This window comes from Xanthocytophaga flava, from assembly GCF_030068545.1.
Taxonomy (GTDB): domain Bacteria; phylum Bacteroidota; class Bacteroidia; order Cytophagales; family 172606-1; genus Xanthocytophaga; species Xanthocytophaga flava.
This window is the reverse complement of sequence record NZ_JASJOR010000014.1, coordinates 186,882-205,493: the sequence shown is the minus strand read 5'-3', so window position 1 is coordinate 205,493 and position 18,612 is coordinate 186,882. Positions and strand designations below refer to the sequence as shown.

Genomic DNA, 18,612 nt, shown 5'->3' with positions numbered 1-18,612 from the left:
AATGACAATCATATGATCGCTGATAGTATTGTAAAGAAAATAGCATCTCCGTTGAGCAGTATGCTCCATAAAACAGGATTTCCTATTTTGTTAGGAATCTTCACTTCTTTTTTGATCGTATTAAAGCAGAGCAGTTTCGGTAGTGATTCTACTTTATATGATTTGTTTATCGATTATCTCACCTTTGACATAAGCAGCAACTCAGCTTTTAACTTAATTATCATCATTGCAGTCACATTAAGTTGGTATTTCTTTTTAACATCCACCCCTCTTCGCTTTCTTAATTCTGAATGGATAAATGCAGTTTCAGCTTTAATTATCTTTCTACTAGCATTAGGTGTCTTTTTGAAAAATAGCAACGGCTTAATTTTAATAACTCTAATTATATGGATGTCACTTTTAGGATTATATAAGGTTTTACGAGGCGATCATATAAATTTAGGCTTAATCTCAAATCTAGGCACAGCTAAATTTGTAGAAGATTTCTTATCTCTTAAGAAACTGGAATTAATATCTAATGATGATTCTGGAAGCTTCTTGCTAGGAAAAATATTAAATAAAAGTTCAAATAGAAGTGACTCTTTTATCCGAATAAGTGGAGAGTATAATGGAATTACGTTTGCCAAGACAGGATCTGGTAAAGGTATAGGTGTTATTATTCCTAATCTTTTGTTTAATAAAAGTTCGATAGTAGTTCTTGATATAAAGGCAGAAAACTTCCTCAAAACGGTGTTCGCTCGTACTCAATTGGGGCAGGAGGTGTATTTAATTGATCCTTTCTTTGAGGTATCACATCAGGTTAATGCTAAAATCATAAAATTACAAGAGGCTATAATTAATGATACACAAAATGTAGAAGAATTAACGAAAGCACTAGAATATTATCAAGGTTTATTACCTAAAGTCCAAAAAGATGGACACTATATGAAAGGCATAAACCCGATGAACATCATTCTTAAAATGTATGAAACAAAAAAGTATGATGCCATTTTTGATGAGGCTTCTGTGTTAGCCAATGCTATTGTAATACGTACTGGACAGGAACGCGATCCTCATTTTGACGAGAAGGCCGTTTCTTTATTTCGCTGTGGAATTCTACTACTTGTATTTTGTGAGATGTATGAAGACACACCAAAAAATCTAGTAGAAGTAAGAAACTTAATTCTGGAAATATTTGAATATAAGGACATACTCCAGTCAGTAATTGTAGAATGTAAAGATACTTCTCTACAATTCTATCAATACCTGAAAGATATCCCAGCAGAATTTCTTCTTATAGGAAAACAAGAAAGGAATAGTGTACTCTCTACCTTTCAACGGCATACAAGTTTTATAACCTCTCCCTACGCAGGAGCTTCATTATCTAGAACTGATTGTGATCTCAGTAATCTAAAAAACAAGAAAATAACTATTTTTTTAGTAATGCCAGTAGATAAGCTGGATGCATACTCACGTTTGATGCGATTATGGTTAGATACACTTTTTCAGGCAGTTACTTATGGTACATCCTCCCAAAAAAGGATTTTATTTCTTCTTGATGAGATAGCCCAACTTGGTAATATGCCCAGTATTGCAAGAGCAATAAGCCTCATGCGAGGATATGGCGTTAATCTTTGGATGGTTTTTCAAGATATCCCGCAACTTAAATCCATTTACGGAGAAAAATGGCAAACATTTATCGCTAACAGTAAAGTACAACAATATTTTGGTATTACAGATTTAGAAACGGCAAAATATCTTTCTGAGCAATTAGGACAAACTACTATCATAATGGAAAGTATAAATGCTACTGAGACCGAAATTGAAAAGGGCTTTCTGGGCAATAGATCGAAAAACTTTTCGTCCTCAGCTCGTGCTCTAATGCACCCAGATGAAATTCGTCGCTTTACCCATCAAATTTTGATACATGAGCATTCCTTTCCCATTCGTGCAAAACGAATAAGCTACTTCAATGATGAATACATCAAAGCAAATATTAATTATCCATTTGTTTTACCTCCTAAATATAAAGACTTATGAATAGGTTAGATAAGAGCCAAGAAAGACTCATGCTAAGAATCGCATCATTAAAGATGCGAGAAAAGAAGATCGAAGAGGAAATTAAGAAAATCAAGTCAAAATCGCTACAGATTCAGAAAGAATCAAATTCTGCTGAAGGAGTCAGTAATAGAAATAAAAAAATACTGGATACACTAAAAGAAAGAGAAAACAAACTAAGTTTTGAAATTAAAAAAACAAATAAAGACAGAGCTGTAGAAGAAAAGAAGGTTCCTGGTAGCTTAAGACGTATACTAGATCAATACAAAAAAAATGTTAACAAGAATGCCTCAGTTGGAACATTTGAAGCACATAACAAGTTAGGATTTGCAAAAAAAATAGATGCAACTAAAAACATACTAGAAGGTGTAAACCAAGCGGTCGTGTATGCAGGAATAATGAAAGCTGTTTTAATACCTCCGACAGATAATAAGCAAGCGATCGACCTAACAAAGCGACTTACTGACTTGACTCCCGGTATTGAAGCTTTGGGGGAGGCTCATGTTAATAAATATAAAGAGGACATTGATAAGCTATCAAAAAATAAAAAGAACTCTCCTGAAAAAAGCCTTGAACTTGATCAATTGATAAGTGAGTATAAAAAAGATATAAAGAAGTCTGTAGTGAAAGAAAAAGACCTATCTACAGCTATTAGAGAATCAAATATCAAATTATTAAAAAAACATAATAACGAATCAAAAGAAAGTGATAAACAAAATGATTTTTCTGATAAATCAAACGAAGAAATAATGACCTACACAAAAAAACATATAGAAAAAAAATTTGGATCTATTGGTGTTAATGTATTTAATGAGGAAATGAAAAAAGAAATCGAGAAGAGAAATGCTCCGGAGCACAACCATCTAATACAAAGAAATAAGACAAAAGATCGTTCATATTAAAATATGTCCTTGTATATGTATATGTGTCCCATAACTAGGGTTGATAGAACTAAGGTGGTGCTAAAAGCAAAGATGCCCTGCTTGTCATCGCCAAACTTGACCGTCTTTCACGCAATGTATATTTTATTTCTTCGCTACTAGTGTTTAAGAAACCTTAAATTAATGGGTATAATTTAACTAGCTTAACTTTAAAACCCAGGACTTCATAATTGGAGTTTGACACAGCTCCAAGTGTGGTTTGAGTCTTTCTTCAAACCACACTTGGAGCGCAGTTAACACAAACGATTAGTTGTTGAAATAGTTAGCTGTTGGCATGTGGAAAACTCGAAATGAGTTTTCCACATGCCAACAACTTAGTAGTAGTAACAAAAACAATAAACTGACACAGTTGATTTTACACTCCCGAAACTGACACAGTTCTTTTTACACTCCTAATCCTGAGGTGGTCCTAAAAATCGGAGGGTCTGAAAAAATAAGCTTTCTCTGTTTTGTCAACCCTTGTTATGGGACACACAGATACTGTCACAGAACTCAGTTGACAGGATATTCTTTGCTCTCTGTCCGATTAAATTCTGACTACTACAATTCAACGAACCGGGCTTTTTATTAGTCACTGACTTTTTCAGATTCCCTTTCCTTTTTCTCCCTTTCTGATTTCTCGGTTTTCAATTGCAAATGAGGCTTAATCTTTTCCATTTCACTTTCAGTGAGATCCTCCCAAGAAATCAAGTATTTCATCTCTTGGAATATCTGTCTAAAGACATCTTCCAGAATATGTCTTATTTTATCTAACAGTGGATTATCATTCTTCTTGAATACCTCTTTTTCATAAATAAGTGACAAGGGAGTATCTATATGGGATTGAATAATTGATCGTAACTGTTTTAACCTATAAGAGTTATTATATTTTTCAACAATAATGGCATGCTCGTGAGCTTTACTTACAAAGTAGTAGTAGAACATTGCTTTAGACCGCTGAGAAATAGGACGGTGCCCATTGATCATTGCCGATAGTTCAGCCTTCTCCACTCCAAGCTCTGGAACCATATCTTTAAGTTTGATTTTTAGCTGATTCATTTCCTTGCCAATCCACTCAGGTTTGACTACTTCAATCGGAGATTCGACATATTCAGTGGCATGCACGTGTATTTTGTCGACAAACGGCTCGAATGTTTCCTTTGCTATTTCAATTAAACGTTTCTGATCGAAATATACTTTCTGAAATGTTTTCCCCTGTTTTACCTTGATGGTTGGAGTATCCTTATCCAACACTTCAAAGGTGATATTGGAATACCTTTTTTGCATTGTGGCCAGATTCTCCAGCCGTTCATTTTCTTCATTGGACAAATTGAGCCTTTTTAAGTTTTTAATTGCTTCCATCGCATTTCTTTGTTTAGAGAAAAACCATTGATAGTGTTGTAATTTATACCATTGAAAATAAAAGGGGTCACCCCCCCTATTTTCAATGACTCTACCAGTATCTATCTGATAGATAGCCAGTTGGCGGTGTTGTTTCATCAACTCAATCGCCACCGCTTCGTCAAACTCGATAATTACCATATCGAAATAGTAATTACCATCTTTGTCGTTATACCACCCCCCAACGATTCGAGTTGTTCTTAAGCTGTGTTCGATCACAAACATAAGCCCACTTTCTCCGAAGCGGTTTTGTGTTTCGCTGTGGCCGATTGCCCATCCGGCCCTGACCGGTTCAAGCTTATCCAGACTTACAGTAAAGCCACCATACTCCTGTGAAATCGTCCAAATATGAGAGAAGTAGTTAGAACTTGACATAGGACGTTCGGCAGTATTTATTGCGTCGCCCGCGCATTAGTTTGACACTATGAAGGTAATAAAAAGTTTGTTATTTGCAAACATTTTAGCGTTAAAACGTTTGCAAATAACAAACTTTTTCAAAGCAGATACGACTAAACTAACTTTTACTATAAAACAATTGCATTTTACAGATTTGAATCCTTTGAGGTTAGAGGATCTTGTCTAAACATTATACCACGATCCAACAATCGGGCAGAACTTAGTTATTTTGATAGAAACGGATTCGACCAAGGAGTAGACATAGTTGCTATCGAGTGGGAAGGCCGACAAGAACGTCCTTGGTTTATTCAATGTAAACGGTATAGTGAACCTGCTACCTTTAGATGGACAAGAAGTTAAGCTTGTTATTTTGTAAGGCTCCCAATTTTTCAGACAACCTATAAATCAAAAATACTTTTACATGACTACTACCTTAAAATTTTCAACCCATTTGTATGCTATAGCTTAATAATTTCCTTGAATCAGTAGAAACTTCGCTACTGTTACAAACCACAAACGCTCCTTTAAGATTTGTAACACACCCCCATTTTACCTACTTTTGCCTGCCAGTATGTCATAGTTGACCAAAATATCTCTCAACAATATTTTTCAACTCACTTGCTAATACTAAACAGTCAAACCAAACCGTAGGGAAAAAGATAAAAGCTATGTTGTTTTCTAAAACCTATGTTGCCTATTACCGGGTCTCGACCCAAAAGCAGGGACAAAGTGGTCTTGGCCTGGAAGCTCAGAAAAGAACGGTGGAGAAATTCTGTGAGGGTGGCCAGATCCTGGCCGAGTATACTGATATTGAAAGTGGTAAGAATAACAACCGGCCTGAACTGTTGAAGGCCATCGTGTACGCCAAAAGCAAAGACGCTCTGCTAGTCATTGCCAAATTGGATAGGCTTTCACGCAATGTCTATTTTATTTCTTCGCTGCTCGAATCCAGAGTACATTTCAAGGCGTGTGATCTTCCGGAGGCGGATCACTTCACCGTTCATCTGTTTGCCGCTCTGGCCGAAAAAGAACGGAAGATGATCTCAGAAAGAACCAGGGCAGCACTCCAGAGTAAAAAGGAGAAAGGCTTCAAATTAGGTACTCCTGCTAACCTGAATGATCAAGCCAGATTAAAAGCAGTAGAAATAATTCGTAAAAATGCACAGCAGAATAAACGGAATATCAAGGCCAAAGCAATGGCCTTGCTTTTAAAAAAGGAATCGTTATCTCTCCGGCAGATCGCAGCCCGCTTAAATGAACTGGGATATGTCACCCGGTATGGCAAACTCTTTCAGGCTACTAGCGTTAAACGATTGGTAGATCTCTCCTCTGTTTAACAACAAAGGCATAGACAATTATTGCTACATATATCCTCTCTACTCTAATTTAACTATACCATTTCACAATGTTAAAATTGCAATAAAATGAATGTAGATTACAGGTTTTCAAGCTTACATGATGAACATTTTCATGCTGAAGAAAAATTCTGGGAGATATTTTCTCTAGAACCAGATGAACCTATGACTAAAATTGGTAAAGCATTTAGAGAGATGATGGATACATATAATAATTCTAAACCTCTATCTGATCAAATGCGTGGAGTATGGTATTGGAAGATTGAGAAGTTTATCTGCATCTATTTATATAACCTTGTTAAGCAAAAAACAAATATTTACACTATTGAGATAAGTAGACAATACATGAATGAAGGAGACAGGCCCAGAACTACATTAAACCATCTTAGAAGGCTTCAAAAAGCTGGATTTATCACATCTTTTGTACTTTCTACATATATAGACCCCAAGAATAAAGCTGAAGATCCCAGCTTTATTCTATCTCTAAACCCAGATCTCTCTTTCTTTAATGACATAGAAGTACAACGATACATTCAAAAATTATTGAAATAGTATGGCCTTCCTGTTAAAATTAACAATCAGGTGATCCTGGATTTTTCCCATCAGGGTAAGCCGACGGACAACTCTATAGGATCAGAGATGATCTAATGAGTCGTTTATCAATGCCGAGATGGTATAAGTTTACGTGACGAGTGTTTGAACAACCACTTGTTATTACCTTTGGCAGATTTGACTGAAAATTTAGAACTGGCGGTTGGAATAAGGGAACTGCGGAAGCCATCAGTTCCAGCCTCACACATCATTGAAAGGGCTCACCGCCTGCCGGATGGAAATGGCTCCTACAGACAGCTCCTACATGAGCCAATTTGAAGTGTTCAATACCACCGATTTTTCAATAGTTGTGAGAAGAAGCGACTCCGCTGTGAAAGACTCCGCTGTGAAAGACTCCGCTGTGAAAGACTCCGCTGTGAAAGACTCCGCTGTGAAAGACTCCGCTGTGATTTACTTGGTATTAAATTTGGATGGGGTCACATCAATCAAGACGTTTATTAAACCTTCATAAAATCAGAATTAGTGTACCCACAATAATTAATCCTGCACCCAGTGCAGTTTTTACAGTAAGGGTTTCCCCAAGAAACAAGACGGATAATACAATAGCTAATGCAACACTTAGTTTATCAATAGATGCCACTTTAGAGACATCTCCCATTTGCAAGGCCTTGAAATAACATAACCACGAAATGCCAGTAGCCATACCTGAAAGGATCAGGAAGATCCAGTTTGTTCTATTCAGATCCATTAGTCCCTTCACTTCATTGCGGCTCCAGACAATAACCCATGCTATAAGCAGGATAACGACAGTACGAATAGCAGTAGCCAGATCAGAGTTTACTCCTTTTATCCCCATCTTGGCCAATATAGCTGTTAATGCTGCAAAAACAGCCGATAATAAGGCATATGTCCACCACATATAACAAGCCTTTAGTATAGTACAAAGAAGTATAGTACTAACGATTCTTTAAAATTACGATAGTCCCTGTCAGTATCTTCTACCAGAGACAGTGGTAAATAGTTTTAAACCTATCAAACATGTCAGAAAAGGAAAATCTGATTATGTAATCAGATTTTTACCTGTATTGTCAGATAAATGCTTCTCCCATCAGATGGCAGAATACCAGGTCCGGGATATCCGGTAGCTCGTCTGGTAAAATACATTCTGTTGGCAAAATTATTCAGAGTTCCTTCTACTTTAACTCTTTTTATCTGATACGATGCACTTATATCCATAATAGTATAAGCAGGAATTAGTCCAATCACTGCCGAAACCCCTCCCTCTCTGGCATTGGTTGCATCTGAAAACTGATCAGAAAGATAGGTATACTGAAAGGAGGCTTTTATATTTTTGTATCCCACCCGAAGGCCACTTTTCAGATTGACAGTTGGAACAAATTCAACCTGCTTATTTTTTACTCCTGGAATCTCACTGGCTTTGTAGGTAGAATGGATCAATGCCGTATTGGCAAAGATAATCCCACTCCATAATTCATTATTTGGGTAAAAAATATGGAGTAAATCACCTTCTACATACGACTCAAGACCCAGTATTACAGCCTGACCGATATTGCCTCGTCTACGTAATACACGATTATTCTCGTCTGCAAACTGTACTTCACCAATCCGGTTGTTATAGTTAAGATAGAAAAAACTCACATCATAACTGTATGCTGTAGTCTGTTCGCTTCGTATACCAAGATCAATAGAATAGCCTTTCTCATCTTTCATGTTCGGATCAATTACAGAGGATGGATTATCAATCCGCATGTCACTAAACGTTATAGAACGATAGTTTTGAGAGATATTCGAATAAATATCTATATGTGTTGCGGGTTTATAACTGATCCCCACTCCAGCCAGTACAAACTGACGGGGGTTATCGCGTTTTTCATTGGTTCGACTTATATTGATGACATTTCCAGCAAGATCTCTGGAAATACTGCCATAATAACCATCTGAACGGGTATCAATGTATTCATATCGTATACCAGGTGTAAGAGAAAGCTTTTGGTGCAGATAGTAAATGTGTTCAATGAAAGCAGATACATTACGATTGGGAAAATGATAGCGATAGGTTATAAATTCTTCAGGATTTACATAGGTAAAATCGGCTCCTTTTCCTATGCTTCCCTGCCCTTGCGTACTGTAGTTTAAACCATGATAATAACGTCCCCCAACTAATAGTACCGCGGGTTTACCAGCCAGTGTATATCTTTTCAGATACCGTGCTTCTGCTCCCCAGTTGGTAAAATCGCCTTTAATCAGATCACGGGCACTATTGTCATCGATTGTTGCCACCCGATTAGGCCTGAACCCCAACGAATACCGGTAGGCTGACAATCCAAATACCCGCAGGTTAAATTCGCTGGACTGGGAAAAAGTGTGATGGATATGAAGAGCAAATAAATTCCAGTTGACTTTAAACCAGTTGCGTTGCCGGTTTGTTTGTTGAGGGTTTTCTTTAAACATTTCATCAGAAAGACCGCCCGGTTGCTGGGCCAGATATCCCATTTGAGTTACATCAACCCCAAGACTTGTCTTTGAAGTAAGTGCATAGTTCACATTTGCATAGACAGTATAACTATCAAAGTGTGAATTGGCTCGCCACCCATCTCCGCGTTTGTATTGGAAAAAATTATAGTAACTGACTTTGCCCATTGTTCCACTGGCACTGGTAAATGCATTGTAAAAACCAAATGAACCTGCACTCTGCCTGGCAAGAAGTTCGATCTTTTTATCTTTTACTGGTTTTTTCATAGAAAAGTTAATCAACCCGCCAAACTGGGTACCATATTGTAAGGAAGCCGCCCCTCTTACAATCTGAATACGTCCGATTGCTTCTGTAGGAGGTGTATAATAGCTTTCCGGATACCCTAAGGCATCCGCACTGATGTCATACCCATTTTGCCGGACATTGAAATTAGATGTCCGGTTTGGGTCCAAGCCTCTACCTCCAATGCTAAGCTGAAGGCCAGCTCCATCGTTTTCCCAGATATTTAATCCGGCAACCCGTGAATATACCTGACGAGCATTGTTAGTGGCAAGATTGGCAACCAGTTGATCGGGTATAATCACTTCCGACTTTTTTCCTTCATAGATTCCCATATTATCGACAGCTCTCAGATGTGTGAAGCCAAAGTCTGTACGCTGATCACTCACCACTACTTCTTTTAATGTGTCACTACGTTCTTCAAGCTGTATGAGAATATGTTGATTGTGACCTTTTATTAGTACTTCAGTCTTTTTATAACGGAAACTGGTATCGGTAATCTGCACTGTATAACGGCCTTCAGGCAAATTGTGAAATACAAACTGGCCATAGCTATCTGTAAGAGCAGTTTGTCTTCCTTCATTGATGTATATTTTGCAATTTTTCACAACCGAGCTATCCCGTTGGGCAATCACTTTGCCAGTCAACTGATACTGAGCCCAAAGCTGATAACTGGTTAAAAATAACAGAAGGATACAGCTGACTTTTATTAAATAAAACTTTATATTATAGACCTTTACTTTCATAACAAAATGGTAATATCCAGGTTTTGTGGTAAAATGAGTCTTTTTCTTGGGCTAGATCTGTTTCCGGATCTATCAGAGGCTTTCCTAAGCGACCGTTGAGCACTACATACGAATCCACATATACTTGAGGAGACTTGAATCCTTGCTCAGCATAGTAATCTCTGAGCAAATGGGCATACTGCAGGATCATATCCGGCTGTGTTGACATCATCTTTTCCTGTAGGGGCGTTAAAAACACTGTATTATTTACAATTACTTGCTTTCCAGACTTATCTTTTATGGTAAACTGTGCATACCCGGCTTTTTCCATAAGCATCACCCGCCAGGAGAACCGGTATCCTTCCTCTGCCCAAAATAATTCGTCCGGATAAAACAAATACCGGAATGGCATTATAACCTGAATTGCGAAGAAGATAACAAAAATGCTGAGCAGAATCGGCTTGGTAAAGTTCGGATAGGTATATGTTTCTGGAGACAGGACTTGATCTATTGCTAACTTAAACCATTGCCCCAGCCATACCAGAATTTTAGTATGAAAGTCTGCCGAGAAAAAGAGTAATCCTGTCCCGATCATGATATAAGGAAACATACCAATCGGAAATAATAAGGAGGTAAGCAAATGAAAAACAACTACTGCACCATAGCCAAATAAACGGGTAGAACGATAAAACAACAGAAAGGGAATTGTAAGGTCATAAATACAACCAACCCAGCTAAACAGAAAAGCAATCCAGGTCTTATTGAATAAAAATCCAATAACAGGTAGATCATTTCTGGCAACCAGCCATAGACGAAGAGGTTGAGCATGCAAAAGCCAGTCACTATTTACCTTTGCCAGACCCGCAAACACATAGACCAGTCCTATAAATCCTTTCAACACATCAACACACCAACAGGGAATCTGTCCTGCTGCCTTATGCTTATTCCGAAAAGCATCCAGCGAGAAGCTGGTATGTGCAGGAAGGAATATCATCAGAAAACATACCATACTGACAAAATAATAGTGATTCAGATAGGTACTTTTATCCATGAGTTCAATGTAGGTAAAGCTCAGAAACAGAACGATACTAGCTACCCGGTAGAATAGTCCTAAAGCCACCAATAGCGCAGAAAAGCCACAAATGATAAAGATCACATACGTATAATCTCCCAACGGATGAACAAATTCAAAACCATAGAAGGAGAAGAAATAGTAAGGCTCTATATATAGTGCTTGAATCCAGCCTTTGGACCAAAAACGAATAATACTGATAAAAACCAACAGCCCCAGCATTATCCGAAATACTACCAGTGGTGAGGCCGCGGTTGTTTTTTGTAAATATGCTTTCATGACTACCTATACACTTACTAATCGCCATCGTTATCGGTATAGGTAATCGTAATGCTCATAACAGAGGTCATATCCACTTTCAGCATCCGTACAGCTTTTTGCATCTGTGTATATACATCAACCATAGCCTGATTGTTAGACTGCACCTGTTCATAAAAATTGGGAGATAACAGGTCCATTTTAGCAGTGGTAGTTATAAACTGACTGTTTATCACCTCAGATAATAACGTACCTGTATTACTATCTTTGGCTTCCAATGCATCCAGATATGATTTAAAAGAAGGTCCCGATTCGCCTGTCTTTACATTCTTCCCATTGAAAAAGTCAATCGTGGCCTGATGTGCCGTTTTTGCCAATGACAGTGACAGATCCTTCATATAGAAGGCCTCTACTTTTTCAGGATACTTTGTACCTGTCCCGGAAGCCATGGCCCCTGAAGGGATACCAAATTTTCCTGAACGAATATATCTTTCATAATAAAGCACATAGGTATTGACCATCAGGGCCATAGGAGAACCAATATCCAGACCCGTTTTGCTTATAAATGTTTCACGGTATGTTCCATTCCATTCTTCTATTACACTCTCCAGCAGGGTATGCATACGATCTGTGATGCGTTTTAGATATGCAATGCGTTTGGATGCATCCTTATCTATTGTATAGTAAGTCAATATTTCAGCATCTGTAGACCCCAGGCCATTGATAAGATAATCCAATGCAGGAAAACCTTGTCGGGCAAATGAGGCAGGCAGAGCCATATTCACAGATGGATCTGCTATGTTTTGAGCAATGCCTGTTACATCTGCAGGATAAATATTAAAGAAATTACGAATAGTATATTTGTCTCCAGGTCCTACTTCAAACAGCTCAACTTTCTGCCACTCTGTGTAGGCTTCTGCCCAGGCAGTACGAAGTGCAACCAGTGTAGTAGCATCAGGGGCTGTGGCAAAAGCATCCGAACGGGCAATCATTGCATCCAGCTTTATCTTAAAATTGACATAGGATGGAATAATGATATTATCTACCCAATGAGTAAGTATGGGTTTTCTATCCAGCGCATCTGGGTTAGGATCCGGGCTGGTTCCATTGCTACCACCACATGCCCATAGCATGATTGTCATACAGTAGAACAGACCAATCTTCTTAAATTTCAAGGATAACATAGGTCATTAGTAATGATTTATAAATGAAAAGAAATAAGTAGCAGAATCAAACATGATAATTGTGCAATCAGCTTTGCCAATCCTTATTTTTTAGGAGTAAAACTTAGCTAATGAAGTGGTAATCCCACTACTTATAAATGATAAAATGGACTGATAGTAAATCCTATCAGTCCACATAGTGAAGAGGAATCCAAAATAAGTTAGAGTCCGAATTTTGCTTTGATTGCATCAGAAGCTGTATTAATCTTGGTCGCATCCAGATCCCAGAATCCACCTTCTGAACTGGTAAGACCATTCAGTACACTATCCGAAAAAGCAGCATCTGCCCCATGAATCGTTGCAAAACGCAAAGAGTAGATAAAACCAAGTCCTTCTCCGATTGCATGTGCACGGGCATCATCAGTGGTACTTGTCTTCCATTTATCCAGGTATCCTAGTGCCGCACTGGCAATGGAACGTTCAATTTGTGTACGAATGAAGGTTGCCTGTGTCTGCAGTTCAGTTTTATCATTGTTTACAATGGCCGCTCTTCCTCTTAAAAAGGCAGGATATATTTTAGCATAATTTGCTTTATTGTATTCCCACATATAAGAACCTGCACCAAATTCCACAGTTCCTCTTGCCGCATCCGTAGAATTTGCCAGGTAAATAGGATTCAGTGTTAATAAACCATATGCCTCGTCCCAGTTGTGCTCCAGTTGGGTATATACTTTTCCTTCAGCTAAAGAATGGTTTTCTGCATTCAACCCTGTATTCAGTAACACATTGCTGATGTAGTCTAACTGAATGGCACCAATTAGGGACTTTTGAATCAATTGGGCTGATTCTATTCCTTTGGCATCCAGCAAGTAGCTACCCAGTTTGCCTGCTTTTCCTTTTGCGGCTGTTTCATTTACTGAAAGGCTGGCTGTAGCAATAGCATCAAAGTTATCTTCCATTTTCTTCCGAACAGCTTCTGCCTCTGTTGAAGACTTGGAAGACGCTGTGACATTTCGTAGTTGAACCGGAGCAGAATTAAGCGTTGCACCTGTAACAGATATAGTTGATGTAGAAATATCTACAAATGGACTGCCTGTATTAGCAAACAGACTTTTTAACTTGGCTGCATCAATGGTTGTTTTTGCACTAATAGAAGAAGTAGAATAATAGCTAAGAGCCTGAAACATCTTGTGACGGTTGTTTCCGTCCGTAAGGTCTACAGTAGTTGTACCACTTTCGTTTTTGAACTGGTCAGAATAGGCTACATTGGCATTGAGTGTGTTATACTCAATGTCTGCACGAAGATCAGGTTTAACATCATTATTATCCTTACATGAAGAAAAAAGAATAACTGAGGCTAAAATGACAGTAAGGGGCTTGCGTACTATGGCTAACATTTGTAAAAAGATTAAGATATTAAGTATGTTGTTTTTATTTAGAATAGATCTAAATTTGTGGCAAGGTAAAAGGCAGTTCTGAAGAAAGTCTGAAGAAAAGAAAGAACCTGATTTTTTTTGAACTAAGCCTGTTAGCTATTTTTTCAGATCTACCCATTTTGGATTGGTCTTTTGGCTCTCTTCTCTTATTAAAATTTAATAAGCGCAGAACGTTGGGTTTACCTAAAGCACTCAATAGTGTATCCCCAATAATTCTTTAAGATGTAACTATATATGAAACTTCTGATCATTGAAGATGAGAAAAGACTATCAAGTAGCATAACCAGTTATTTATCGAAAGAGAACTTTTTATGTGAAGTAGCTTATACAGCATCGCAAGCAGATGAACTGCTTTGTTTGTATGAGTATGATTGCATTGTTCTGGATATTACTCTCCCAGATGGAAATGGGCTTTCTATACTGGAGTCCATCCGGAAGCAGAACAGGGAAGAAGGAATTATTATCGTTTCTGCCAAACATTCGCTTGATGACAGACTCAAAGGTCTGGATCTGGGAGCCGATGATTATCTGATGAAACCTTTCCACATGGCAGAGCTACGGTCCCGGCTTCTGGCAGTGATCCGCAGGCGTCATTTCAGCGGCAATAACCGGATTTCGCTGCATGAAATAGATATTGATCTGCATGCAAAATCCATTAGTGTTTATGGAAAGCTGATAGAGGCAACCCGGAAAGAATTTGATCTTTTTCTTTTTCTGACAGCAAATCGGAACAAGGTAGTCTCCAAAAGTTCCATTGCAGAACACATTTCCGGCGATAATGCACAATTGTTCAACAATTTTGATTTTGTCTATACCCATATGAAAAATCTGAAGAAAAAACTTTCGGATGCAGGATGCCGCGATTATATCAAAACAGTGCATGGGTTAGGATACAAACTGGAAGCATGAGATTACTGACATGAGATTACTGACCCGAACAGTCCAAAGTTATAGTATATACTCGGGGCTACTACTTCTTATTGCCATACCTGTATTTTACCTGATTTTGAATCAGTTGGTTATTGATGAGATTGATAAGGTATTGTTTTCGCATAAACGCGATTTCGCCAAAGCATCTGTACATTTGCGAAGTATAGAAGATATTCAGTATTATCCTTTACTGAATGAAGAATTCTTCATCACTCCTGTAACTCATACCATAACCCTTGACTCATTCTATACAGAATTAACACAGAAACCTGGTATTGACAAACCAATCCCATTCAGAGTTATGCGTACAGGTATCACTATTCTGGGTAAACCGTACGAACTACTGGTAAAAGAATCACTCATAGAAAGTAAAGATTTAATTGCTACTATTATCTATACACAATCTGCACTAATTGCTGTTTTGCTGATTGGATTAATCCTTATCAACAGGCGTCAATCTAAAAAAGTCTGGCGACCTTTTTATGATATGTTGCAGAAGCTTAAACAATATGACATTCACACAAATGAAATACTCGAGTTAAGTTCTTCTGAAATTAGTGAATTTCAGGATATGCGCCAGGCAATTTATCAACTAGTAGGTAAAGACAGACAGGCTTTCCTGAGCCAGAAAGAATTTACCGAGAATGCCTCCCATGAAATTCAGACACCATTAGCCGTTTTCTCCTCCAAACTTGATCTGCTAATGCAAACCCATGAACTGACAAGCGAACAGGCAGAATTAGTTCACCAGATGTCAGAGGTAACTCATCAGTTATCACGTCTGAATAGAAATCTGGTTCTTCTGACAAAGATTGAAAATGCCCAGTTTTATACTCAGAAAGAGATACCAATAACGGATCTTGTCAAAAGAATATGGGGACAAATGGAAAGCCCGCTCCATGAAAAAGAGATAGAAGCAGACCTTTCTTTACACAATTTTACTCTGATGGCCAACGAAACCATGCTGGAAGTACTGATTGTGAATCTGCTAGGAAATGCTGTTCGTTATACACCCCAAAACGGAACTATCCGAATTGAAATAGAAAACGAGCAATTCAAGGTACAAAATAGTGGGAGCCCACTTCATAATCCGGAAAAGATTTTTGATCGGTTTTATCGGGATTTGTCTGATTCGTCAGGTAGTGGGTTGGGACTGGCTATTGTATCTAGAATTTGTAGTTTGCATAACTATACATTAAGTTATCAGTATGCAAATGGTTATCATGTTTTTCAGGTCTTATTTGTATAAACCTGAAATGTATTTGTATGATGGAGGCATTTATATTGTGTTTTGATTTTAGGTGTAAGAATACTATTCATCTGATCAGAAGTCTTTATTTTTAAGAAGAATACAGGATGAAACAATAGCTTCCAGAACCGAAAAACAGACTCTAGCTGAAAAGATAGAGGAAAAAAAATGTATTTCTCCAAAAAGCCTCCAGAATTCTCAGCTAGATTGGCAGAAAATGTGTCTCGAATGGAATATAGGACACATGAATAGACTATCTATCCGACGAATAGAAACTCACCATACATTGTTATGTCTGCTTTCTGGTTAATGATTTGTGCCTTGTTCGCTTTTTCGCTTTCAGCTGTTTGTGGAGGAGGAGCCGGGTTGCTTTTAATCCCATTACTGAAAACACTTTTACCTGCTTCCAATGTTCCCGCAGCACTCTCGATTGGAACTGCCATGAGTTCTATCTCCCGGATTGCTGTTTTCAAATCCCATATTCAGTGGAAGATCGTTAGCTGGTTTGTACCTGCTGCCGTACCTGCTGTCTGGCTAGGTGCATGGCTACTTAAATACCTGAATCCTTTATATCTGGAACTGATCCTGGGATTGTTTCTGGTAAGCAATCTGCCTATGCTTTTTAACTCAAAAAAAGAATCTGGTTCTACCCGACAACTACCCGTTTTTTATCTTTCCCTTATCGGTGCAGCCGCTGGTTTTGTATCTGGTCTGACAGGTGCCGTTGGGTTACTGTTTAACCGTTTTTATCTTCGCTATGGGTTAACCAAAGAACAAATACTGGCAACACGGGCTGCCAATGAACTGTTGCTGCATCTGATCAAGATTTTTCTGTATGCTATGTTAGGCCTTTTAACCCGTGATGTACTGATTCTGGGGGGTCTGATTGCCATAGCGGCGATTGCTTCTTCCTGGGGAATGAAATGGTTGCTATCTAAAATCAATGATAGCTGGTTTAAACGACTAGGCTATGGAGCGATGATTGTTTCTGGAATATCGCTCCTGACAGGTGCAACCAATCGGTTAATGGAGACTAATCAGGCACATATAAATCTGATTCCTGTTTCAGATGGGATTCAAACCCAGGTGCAATGGAGGGAAGGTTCTTTTCTGCTCGAGTTTGAATATGATGAAGGGATTGAATTCGAAACCCGGATTGACATTGAGGATCTACCAGAAGTTGAACAGAATATAGCCCTGAGGATAGGTCAGAATGCAGATAAAGTTATCATTGAGGAGGTTTTTGGCATTAACAAACACTATTATGAGGTATATGTATTTAAAGATGGAAAAATTACCAAGACTGACATATGATAACTGCCATCTAATATATGTTCATACAAAGTTATATGTTCATACAAACCCAAAAGCAGATTCTGTAAAAGGATTAATTATCTAAAAATTAATTATCTGAGAATTGATTACAAATACAATGAAACAAACTTCAGAGGGTCTGAAAATAGGAGATGTAGTGGAAAATATTTATTCTGGTCAGAGAATGACAATAATATATATATCTGAAAATCATGGAGCCTTTCATAATATTTACCATTGTGCCTGGTTTACGGTTAAGGATTCTCTCCAGATAGATTTATTTTCGGAACACCAGCTACAATGTATTGTATCATTGCTGCAAACAACTCATACAGAAAATCAAGTGGAAATAAATGCTAAATTTCCTCTTAAAAGTAAAGTATTACTCAACCATCAGTCTTATTCAGAAAGTCCGACTATAGTAGTTCTGGAAACAGTAACCAATGAGGGTATTGCTCATGCCATTTGTAAATGGATAACCAGCGAAGGGAACACAGGTGTTGACATTTTTCCGTTAGCCGCACTAAAAAACATAGTGAATACAGACAAAAATGATGATAATACTCTTATTGACCCACTAATCAAAATTTCTACGTAGTTCTATCTTCTTTATAGCAGGTGATATTAGCAAATAGTATTAATCAATTCCAAGAATTTTTACAATTTTACAAAGAATCCAGGATTTCTCCAGAATTGCCTAACAGCTTTGCCTATTATCTAATTACTTCATTTTCCAGAAAAACTCTCAAATATAATAAATAGCTTTTCTGTGATTGGTTGTCCTTTCTAATGAGGTAAGGTGTAGGCTCACTATTAATAAAAGCAGAATCTGCCCACTACTCAGATGTAATAATTGACTCGTTTCACTGCATTTGATAGATAGTTCCCCCCGAATAGATATATGCAGGCAAATTTTCCAGTATATTTTGTAGAAGGTTTGGTATGATTCCACTATCTGGTTGTACGCAACCTTAAATACTGGAAAAAACCACTATATATTTGTTTATTTGGAATTAATCTTAATAAATTTA

General features: G+C 37.8%; 15 protein-coding genes. 9 read left to right on the top strand and 6 right to left on the bottom strand.

Going from position 1 to position 18,612, the window contains the following annotated elements:
- Window positions 1-12: 12 nt before the first annotated feature.
- On the top strand, window positions 13-2,019 hold the full coding sequence (locus QNI15_RS20970) for a type IV secretory system conjugative DNA transfer family protein (RefSeq protein WP_314033351.1): 2,007 nt from the start codon (window positions 13-15) through the stop codon (window positions 2,017-2,019).
- On the top strand, window positions 2,016-2,939 hold the full coding sequence (locus tag QNI15_RS20965; RefSeq protein ID WP_314033350.1) for a hypothetical protein: 924 nt from the start codon (window positions 2,016-2,018) through the stop codon (window positions 2,937-2,939). Before QNI15_RS20970 ends, QNI15_RS20965 begins: the two co-directional genes overlap by 4 nt.
- A 606-nt stretch (window positions 2,940-3,545) precedes the next feature.
- On the opposite strand, the gene QNI15_RS20960 is transcribed toward QNI15_RS20965, so the two are convergent.
- Entirely contained in the window at window positions 3,546-4,733 is a 1,188-nt protein-coding gene (locus QNI15_RS20960; protein ID WP_314033349.1) for a hypothetical protein, read from the bottom strand.
- Between the two features lie 159 nt (window positions 4,734-4,892).
- Here QNI15_RS20960 and QNI15_RS38985 point away from each other — a divergent pair, with 159 nt between their 5' ends.
- The 3 genes from QNI15_RS38985 to QNI15_RS20950 all read left to right on the top strand — a co-directional run bounded on the left by QNI15_RS38985 (window position 4,893) and on the right by QNI15_RS20950 (window position 6,661).
- A complete protein-coding gene (locus QNI15_RS38985) occupies window positions 4,893-5,114 on the top strand; it encodes a restriction endonuclease (protein WP_390902205.1) in 222 nt (73 codons plus the stop codon).
- Between the two features lie 308 nt (window positions 5,115-5,422).
- Complete coding sequence (locus tag QNI15_RS20955) at window positions 5,423-6,091, top strand: recombinase family protein (RefSeq protein ID WP_314033348.1); 669 nt, start codon at window positions 5,423-5,425, stop codon at window positions 6,089-6,091.
- An 87-nt stretch (window positions 6,092-6,178) separates the two neighbouring features.
- Window positions 6,179-6,661, top strand: coding sequence for a hypothetical protein (locus QNI15_RS20950; protein WP_314033347.1), 483 nt, complete (start codon window positions 6,179-6,181; stop codon window positions 6,659-6,661).
- 505 nt (window positions 6,662-7,166) lie between these two features.
- On the opposite strand, the gene QNI15_RS20945 is transcribed toward QNI15_RS20950, so the two are convergent.
- The 5 genes from QNI15_RS20945 to QNI15_RS20925 form a co-directional block, all read right to left on the bottom strand.
- Window positions 7,167-7,580 carry an EamA family transporter gene (locus QNI15_RS20945; RefSeq protein ID WP_314033346.1) on the bottom strand — a complete coding sequence of 138 codons (414 nt, stop codon included), beginning with the start codon at window positions 7,578-7,580 and terminating at the stop codon, window positions 7,167-7,169.
- 149 nt (window positions 7,581-7,729) lie between these two features.
- Complete coding sequence (locus QNI15_RS20940; RefSeq protein ID WP_314033345.1) at window positions 7,730-10,180, bottom strand: TonB-dependent receptor domain-containing protein; 2,451 nt, start codon at window positions 10,178-10,180, stop codon at window positions 7,730-7,732.
- Entirely contained in the window at window positions 10,161-11,510 is a 1,350-nt protein-coding gene (locus QNI15_RS20935) for an HTTM domain-containing protein (protein WP_314033344.1), read from the bottom strand. The genes QNI15_RS20940 and QNI15_RS20935 overlap by 20 nt, the downstream gene beginning before the upstream one ends.
- Before the next feature lie 17 nt (window positions 11,511-11,527).
- Window positions 11,528-12,631 carry an imelysin family protein gene (locus QNI15_RS20930; RefSeq protein WP_314033343.1) on the bottom strand — a complete coding sequence of 368 codons (1,104 nt, stop codon included), beginning with the start codon at window positions 12,629-12,631 and terminating at the stop codon, window positions 11,528-11,530.
- Window positions 12,632-12,873: 242 nt separating this feature from the next.
- Complete coding sequence (locus QNI15_RS20925) at window positions 12,874-14,049, bottom strand: DUF4856 domain-containing protein (protein ID WP_314033342.1); 1,176 nt, start codon at window positions 14,047-14,049, stop codon at window positions 12,874-12,876.
- A 273-nt stretch (window positions 14,050-14,322) separates the two neighbouring features.
- Here QNI15_RS20925 and QNI15_RS20920 point away from each other — a divergent pair, with 273 nt between their 5' ends.
- The 4 genes from QNI15_RS20920 to QNI15_RS20905 all read left to right on the top strand — a co-directional run bounded on the left by QNI15_RS20920 (window position 14,323) and on the right by QNI15_RS20905 (window position 18,179).
- Window positions 14,323-14,997, top strand: coding sequence for a response regulator transcription factor (locus QNI15_RS20920; RefSeq protein ID WP_314033341.1), 675 nt, complete (start codon window positions 14,323-14,325; stop codon window positions 14,995-14,997).
- 10 nt (window positions 14,998-15,007) lie between these two features.
- Window positions 15,008-16,267, top strand: coding sequence for a sensor histidine kinase (locus QNI15_RS20915; RefSeq protein WP_314033340.1), 1,260 nt, complete (start codon window positions 15,008-15,010; stop codon window positions 16,265-16,267).
- Between the two features lie 291 nt (window positions 16,268-16,558).
- A complete protein-coding gene (locus tag QNI15_RS20910) occupies window positions 16,559-17,581 on the top strand; it encodes a sulfite exporter TauE/SafE family protein (protein WP_314033339.1) in 1,023 nt (340 codons plus the stop codon).
- A 118-nt stretch (window positions 17,582-17,699) separates the two neighbouring features.
- Window positions 17,700-18,179, top strand: a complete 480-nt coding sequence (locus tag QNI15_RS20905; RefSeq protein WP_314033338.1) for a DUF2158 domain-containing protein — start codon at window positions 17,700-17,702, stop codon at window positions 18,177-18,179.
- Window positions 18,180-18,612 lie beyond the last annotated feature (433 nt).